The sequence below is a fragment of the Geminocystis sp. GBBB08 genome (assembly GCF_016743215.1).
In the GTDB taxonomy this organism is placed as follows: domain Bacteria; phylum Cyanobacteriota; class Cyanobacteriia; order Cyanobacteriales; family Cyanobacteriaceae; genus Geminocystis.
The window spans coordinates 24,221-30,413 of sequence record NZ_VRZC01000029.1; the positions used below are offsets into that span (position 1 = coordinate 24,221).

The window sequence follows — 6,193 nt, forward strand, 5'->3', positions numbered from 1 at the left end:
AACTAAAAAGTATAACTTCGTTAGTTTACCCAAGGAGATACATAACGTCAATGAGTAAAAAATTTAGTCGTAGATATAAAGAGGCATTAGCTAAGGTAGAATCCAAAGCCTATGCACCTTTAGAGGCATTGCAATTGTTAAAAGAAACGGCAACTGCTAAGTTTGATGAAACGGCGGAAGTTCATATCCGCTTAGGCATTGATCCTAAATATACGGATCAGCAATTAAGAACTACTGTTAGTCTTCCTAAAGGCACAGGGCAAACTGTAAGAGTAGCAGTAATTACCAGAGGTGAACAAGTCAAAGAAGCTAAATTAGCTGGTGCTGATATTGTCGGAGAAGAAGATTTAATCGATGAAATTCAAAAAGGGATGATGGATTTTGACGTTTTAATTGCTACTCCTGATATGATGCCTAAAATCGCTAAATTAGGACGTGCTTTAGGTCCTAAGGGTTTAATGCCTTCTCCTAAAGGGGGTACTGTAACTACTAATTTAGCCGGTGCTATTAATGAATTTAAAGCAGGTAAATTAGAGTTTCGTGCCGATCGTACTGGTATTGTTCATGTACTTTTTGGGAAATCTTCTTTTGCTGTAGAGGATTTGTTATCTAACTTAAAGGCAATACAAGAAACCGTTGATCGTCAGCGTCCATCGGGAGCGAAAGGTCGTTACTGGCGTACTGTGTATGTTTCCTCTTCCATGGGGCCTTCTATTGAAGTGGATATTAACGCCTTAAGAGATCTTAAGTTACACGATTAAAGGTAATTGAGGAATGAGGATTAAATTGGTGTAATTAATTCATCAGGATCTAAAATAAAGATAGTTTTTTCCTCTTCCTCCTCATTTTCAGATTGAATCACTGTTACATGAGAAGCAATTTTTAAAGTATCCGCACGGCGATAAGAAGGCGGTAAAATCCGAATAGTATTTAAGGGAATATCATATAATTCTGGGGCGTTTTTAATTAAAATACCAAAAGTTTCATTTGAACTATTTAGAGCTAATAATAAATATTTTTTGTCATTTCTGTCTAAAATTTCCGATTGATTAAAGAGTTTTTTATGTAAATCAATCACAATTATTTCTTTTTCCCCTAAAGTAACTAAACCATAATGATTTAAACCACTACTAAAAATAGTAGAATAGTTAACAATTTTTTGTACAGTATCAATATGTAAACCAGCATTAAGGTTGCCAATAGGAAAGACTAATAACTTAATTTTTTCCGTATTAGTTATTTTTGATTGAGGGGATAGGTTGGCAGTATTCATAATAAGTAATTGATAATTGATAGTTAGCTTATAAAAATATATGGCAATCCTATTTTGACAACTCCTCTGCCGTTATGCGAGAGGATTCAAGCTTTCACCGAATGATGCCTTTCAAAAGTGAACTTTTTACTTGGTCTTACTCTTTCTCCACAAGCTGTAGCGATATGCCAAATCCGCCAAATACCACAGACGTTTACTTGAAATTGGCTTGGTTTTTGCCTTTTATTGTCTGTTACCACATCGAAGGATGTTTTTTTTATTATAGCTCACTAATGCCCGTGCATAGCAGGGTTTTAGACCCACGATTTTTTGATAATTTAATCCCAAGCACATTCTAAATTCTCAATTCTATTTTGTCTAGGTACTTATCTCAAAACACTTCATTTCTTTTTTTAACTAAAGCTGCTGTTTCTAGTAACGAATCTGCAAAAGCGATGGCATCTTCAGCACAATGACCTCCTGTAAGCTCGGCTAATTCATCTCGACGGTGATTTTGATGTTCTAATTGTGTTATTTTAACAACAGTTCTTACTTCTTGATTTTCTTTTGATTTGATGAGGTGTTTTTCTACTCGAAAATGATGATCCGCCATTGCCGCTACAAGAGGTTGATGAGTGACACACAAAACTTGATTTTGTTTACTAAGGTTGTGTAACTTTTCGGCGATTGCTTGAGCTACTTTTCCTGAAACTCCAGCATCAATTTCATCAAAAATCAGGGTTTTATTATCCATTTCTGATGGAGTAAAACAGGATTTTAAAGCCAAAAGAAAACGACTCATTTCACCACCGGAGGCAGTCATAGCTAAGGGTTGTAAGTCTTCCCCCGGATTTGGACTAAAATAATATTCTACCTGATCTGCACCCATAATATTGGGACTTATGGGGGTTACTCGACACTGAAATTGTACTTTTGCCATGCCAAGGGGTTTTAATTCGTGAGTTAATTGCGCTTCTAACTTTTGGGCTGCTACTTGTCGAAGTTGGCTTAATTTAGCACATAATTTCAGTAATTTTCCTTGATATTGTTGATGTTCTTGCTCTAATTCTTCAATCGATTTACCATTATCGGTTAATTCTGTTAATTCTTGTTTGAGGCTTTCATAATAATTAATCACATCTTCTAATTTTGGTCCATATTTACGACAAATCCGCTTTAAAAGTCTAACACGTTCTTCTACCTCTTCCAATCTATCAGGATCTGCTTCTAACCTTGCCCCATAACTATATATTTGTTGCCCAGCTTCTACTACTTGATTCAGTGCTTCTTGCACAATTTCTAACACTGAAGTTAATTCTTTATCATAATTAGTCATATCAGCGATAATTGATTCTGCTTTACCTAATATATCGGTAACAGCTTCATTTTCCTCTGATTCACTTTGATATAATAACTGATAGGCTTGATAGCTTAATTGTTGTAACTCTACTACATGAGTAAGGCGATCGCTTTCAATTTCCAATTGTTCTAATTCTGTAGGTGATTGTAAATGAATAGTGTTTAATTCTTGAATTTGATGTTGAATTAAGTCTAATCTTTGTAACCTTTGTTGTTCTGATTGACGACGATATTCGAGGGCTTCTTGTGCCTGTTGTGTTATAGTAAAGGCTTCACTAACTAACTGTCGTTGTTTAATTAATCCCTTGCCTCCATAAGCGTCTAATAAATCTCGTTGATTGGTGACAGAAAGTAATTGTCCTGTTTCATTTTGTGCAGTAACTTCTAAAAGGCGATCGCGCAATTGGGTGATAATTTGTTTCGTAACCACAACACCGTTAACCCGACACCGAGAACGAAAATTATCTTTACTAATGGTTAAATCACGACTACAAACAAGTGTACCATCATTAAAAGATTCCATTTCTTGAGATTCTAACCAAGTTTCTAACTCAGGATTAGTCTGAAAACAGGCTTCGACAATGGCTTTTTTTGCACCACTACGAATCATTCGTTGGTTAGCTTTTCCCCCCAATACCACGTCAATAGCATCGAGAATAATGGATTTTCCCGCACCAGTTTCTCCCGTCAAAACATTTAAACCGTTACCACACTCTAACTCTAAATGATCAACTAAAGCAAAATTATCAATCCGAATCGCAATTAACATTAGATTTTCTCAACCCGTATAAACGACAAGAAAAAGTATGAACAATAGCCAATAAATCTTCTATTATTTCCTGCTTCTGGAGATAAAAATTGTTGATTAGCTATTGTGAACTTACAACCATACCAATAATCTATTTTGTCTATTTTATTTATTTTATCTATAATTAAACTATAATCAAAATTACTGATACTTGAATAAGTTATGCGATTTATTTCTGCTACGGAAGCCAAACAAACTTTCGGCACTGTTATTAATCAAGCACAGCGTGAACCTATCACAATACAGAAAAAAAATCGTGATGTTGCCGTGATTATGTCCATCGAAGACTATCAAAGAATTACTAAAAGTAATATTCAGGATTTTCAACAATTTAGGGCAAATATTGGACATAGGGCAGTAAAAAAAGGTTTAACAGAAGATAAATTGCAAGAATTATTACAAGATGATTAATTCTTCAATACGTTTAGTTTTAGATACTAATATTCTCATTAGTTCTATTCTTGCCCCTAATTCTATTCCCTCTCAAGTTTTAAATTGGGGAGAAAATGAAGGAAATATTTTATATTCAACTGATACTTTAAGCGAATTATTATCGGTTTTAAGTAGAGATAAATTTGCTAAATATATCGAACCAAAAGAGATTAATGGATTGCGGGAGCGGATTAAGATAAATTGGTATTATGTCTCAATTATTCAACGAGTTACTTTATGTCGAGATGAAAAAGATAATAAGTTTATTGATTTGGCTTTAAATGGTAGTGCTTCCCATATTATTACGGGGGATAATGATTTATTAGTTTTGCATCCTATTCAAGATATTTCTATTCTTAACCCTCGGGATTTTTGGAATTTAATTAGTAGTAAATAAAACAGATTTATCTCAATCCTTTTTTAAAAACCAGAAAATTCTAACGTATTAACAAAAGCATCAATAAATCTCTTACCAAAAATACTTGATAGCAACCCAGATAATATAGTGATAAATAAGGCAAATCCTCCATTGATTAAATTTAATTCAACAGCAGAAAAGGAATAAACAATAACAATAGCAAAACTAACAATAGTAAAACCTCCAAAAAAGAGAAAGATTATTTTCTTGAAAGAAACTTCTTGAAGATTTTTGTTTTTAAAATTCATAGGTGTTTTTTCTTTAGTAAATTTATGAATAAATAATGATAATTTATCTATTAAAATCAATTTTGTTTTTCATTATACTTGATTTTTTAACTGTTTTTCAATTATCGTAAGGACTGAGGGAATATTCAGCCGATTTAACTATCAACTTATCTACATGATTTATCGAAAATTACTTATTGTGGCGATCGCTTTTTTATTTACTATTCCCATTAAAGTTTATAGTGCCGAATGGCAAGAAATCGAAAAACGAGGGGAATTAGTGATAGGAGTCAAAGATAATTTGCGCCCTTTAGGCTATCGAGATTTAGAAGGTAATTTACAAGGTTTTGAAATAGACATTGCCCATCGTTTAGCGTTAGAATTATTTGGCGATGAAAAGGCACTGCAATTAATTCCCCTCACTAATCAAGATAGAATTCAAAAAGTAACAGATATTGAAGTAGATTTGGCGATCGCCTCTATAACCGTTAATACTTCTCGTCAGCGCATCGTAGATTTTAGTGATTTTTACTATCTTGATGCTACAGGAATTATCGTCAAAAAAGGGCAAATAAACCCCAATATCAGGAATTTTAGCGGTAAAATCGGTATTCTGAATAATTCCAGAGCTATTGCACAAATTAGGTATAATTTACCTCAAGCAAAATTAAAGGAAGTTTCATCCTATCAACAAGCCTTAGAATTTTTAGAATCAGGAGAAATTCAAGGTTTTGCAGGGGATATAACTATATTAACGGGATGGATACAGGAAAACCCCAATTATCAGCTTTTACCTAATATTTTCGGCGGTTATCCTTTGGCGATCGCCTTACCTAAAGGAAGACAATATCAAGAATTACGGGATAAAGTTAATGGAGTTATAAGAAAATTAAAGCAAGAAGGTTGGTTAGAGGAAAGGGCAAAATATTGGGATTTACCGACTAATTAACCTGATTGATATATATAGTTACTAAAATAAAAATATGACTTATACAACTATACAAAAAAGTTTAAATCCTGCTTATCGTAAATTAAAAGTATGGCGATCGCATCTTGATATATTTAAAGAAAGTTTAAATAGTTTATTAATGCAAACTCAAGCACAAATAGATAAATCTGAGGAGTTTCATAAAAATAATTTAAGAGATTTTTTCAATGAGACTTATTATAAATCTAATCACTATATCAACGTTAAAGATAAACAGGATTTAGCTATTTATCATGGTAAAAATATTGATAGTAAAGTAGGAGTTATTATTGAGACAAAAAGTCCTAGTAATAAAGGTGAGATGTTGAGCTTTGATAAGTTTAATATTAAGGCTTTACAACAGCTATTATTATATTATTTACAAGAGAGAGTTACTAGCAAAAATCTTGAGATAAAATATTTAATTGTCACGAATATTTATGATTGGTTTGTTTTTCCTGCTAGTTTGTTTGAGCAGTTATTTTATCAAAAAAAATTTTTAGTTAACCAGTTTAATGATTTTCAAGAAGGTAAGTTATGCAGTCATAAAACTGATTTTTTTTATAATGAAATTGCCTATTATGCGATCGAAAAAGTAGAAACTGAGTTAAAAAGTAATGTTATTTATTTTAATCTTAATGACTATCACCATAAGGAAGAATCAGAGTTAATTTTACTCTATAAATTTTTATCCCCAAGCCACCTCTTAAATTTATCCTTTGCTAATGAT

The 6,193-nt window shown here is 32.5% G+C and carries 8 protein-coding genes and 2 pseudogenes; 5 read left to right on the top strand and 5 right to left on the bottom strand.

What is annotated here, in order from left to right; genetic code table 11:
• Positions 1 to 50: 50 nt before the first annotated feature.
• Positions 51 to 761 carry a 50S ribosomal protein L1 gene (rplA, locus tag FWJ34_RS05935; protein ID WP_308254400.1) on the top strand — a complete coding sequence of 237 codons (711 nt, stop codon included), beginning with the start codon at positions 51 to 53 and terminating at the stop codon, positions 759 to 761.
• Between the two features lie 20 nt (positions 762 to 781).
• Here rplA and FWJ34_RS05940 read toward each other — a convergent pair whose 3' ends face one another.
• From FWJ34_RS05940 to FWJ34_RS05955, 4 genes and pseudogenes are all read right to left on the bottom strand, one after another.
• Positions 782 to 1,273 (bottom strand): chemotaxis protein CheW, encoded by a 492-nt coding sequence (locus FWJ34_RS05940; protein ID WP_308254401.1) that lies wholly within the window; start codon positions 1,271 to 1,273, stop codon positions 782 to 784.
• 86 nt (positions 1,274 to 1,359) lie between these two features.
• Positions 1,360 to 1,512 carry a hypothetical protein gene (locus tag FWJ34_RS05945; RefSeq protein WP_308254402.1) on the bottom strand — a complete coding sequence of 51 codons (153 nt, stop codon included), beginning with the start codon at positions 1,510 to 1,512 and terminating at the stop codon, positions 1,360 to 1,362.
• Between the two features lie 131 nt (positions 1,513 to 1,643).
• Entirely contained in the window at positions 1,644 to 3,380 is a 1,737-nt protein-coding gene (gene recN, locus FWJ34_RS05950; RefSeq protein ID WP_308254403.1) for a DNA repair protein RecN, read from the bottom strand.
• A pseudogene (locus tag FWJ34_RS05955) lies at positions 3,358 to 3,478 on the bottom strand (IS607 family transposase); the annotation flags it as partial. The gene recN and the pseudogene FWJ34_RS05955, both read right to left, overlap by 23 nt.
• 103 nt (positions 3,479 to 3,581) lie before the next feature.
• On the opposite strand from FWJ34_RS05955, the gene FWJ34_RS05960 reads away from it, so the two are divergent.
• Both FWJ34_RS05960 and FWJ34_RS05965 read left to right on the top strand, forming a co-directional pair.
• The gene (locus tag FWJ34_RS05960; RefSeq protein ID WP_308254404.1) at positions 3,582 to 3,830 is read left to right on the top strand and encodes a type II toxin-antitoxin system Phd/YefM family antitoxin; all 249 of its coding nucleotides are present in this window, start codon (positions 3,582 to 3,584) and stop codon (positions 3,828 to 3,830) included.
• Positions 3,823 to 4,248 carry a putative toxin-antitoxin system toxin component, PIN family gene (locus FWJ34_RS05965; protein WP_308254405.1) on the top strand — a complete coding sequence of 142 codons (426 nt, stop codon included), beginning with the start codon at positions 3,823 to 3,825 and terminating at the stop codon, positions 4,246 to 4,248. Before FWJ34_RS05960 ends, FWJ34_RS05965 begins: the two co-directional genes overlap by 8 nt.
• Positions 4,249 to 4,271: 23 nt before the next feature.
• Here the strand turns inward: FWJ34_RS05965 and FWJ34_RS05970 are convergent, their stop codons facing one another.
• Entirely contained in the window at positions 4,272 to 4,517 is a 246-nt protein-coding gene (locus FWJ34_RS05970) for a hypothetical protein (protein ID WP_308254406.1), read from the bottom strand.
• 154 nt (positions 4,518 to 4,671) lie between these two features.
• Here FWJ34_RS05970 and FWJ34_RS05975 point away from each other — a divergent pair, with 154 nt between their 5' ends.
• Both FWJ34_RS05975 and FWJ34_RS05980 read left to right on the top strand, forming a co-directional pair.
• On the top strand, positions 4,672 to 5,445 hold the full coding sequence (locus FWJ34_RS05975) for a transporter substrate-binding domain-containing protein (RefSeq protein WP_308254407.1): 774 nt from the start codon (positions 4,672 to 4,674) through the stop codon (positions 5,443 to 5,445).
• A 34-nt stretch (positions 5,446 to 5,479) separates the two neighbouring features.
• A pseudogene (locus FWJ34_RS05980) lies at positions 5,480 to 6,193 on the top strand (class I SAM-dependent DNA methyltransferase); the annotation flags it as partial.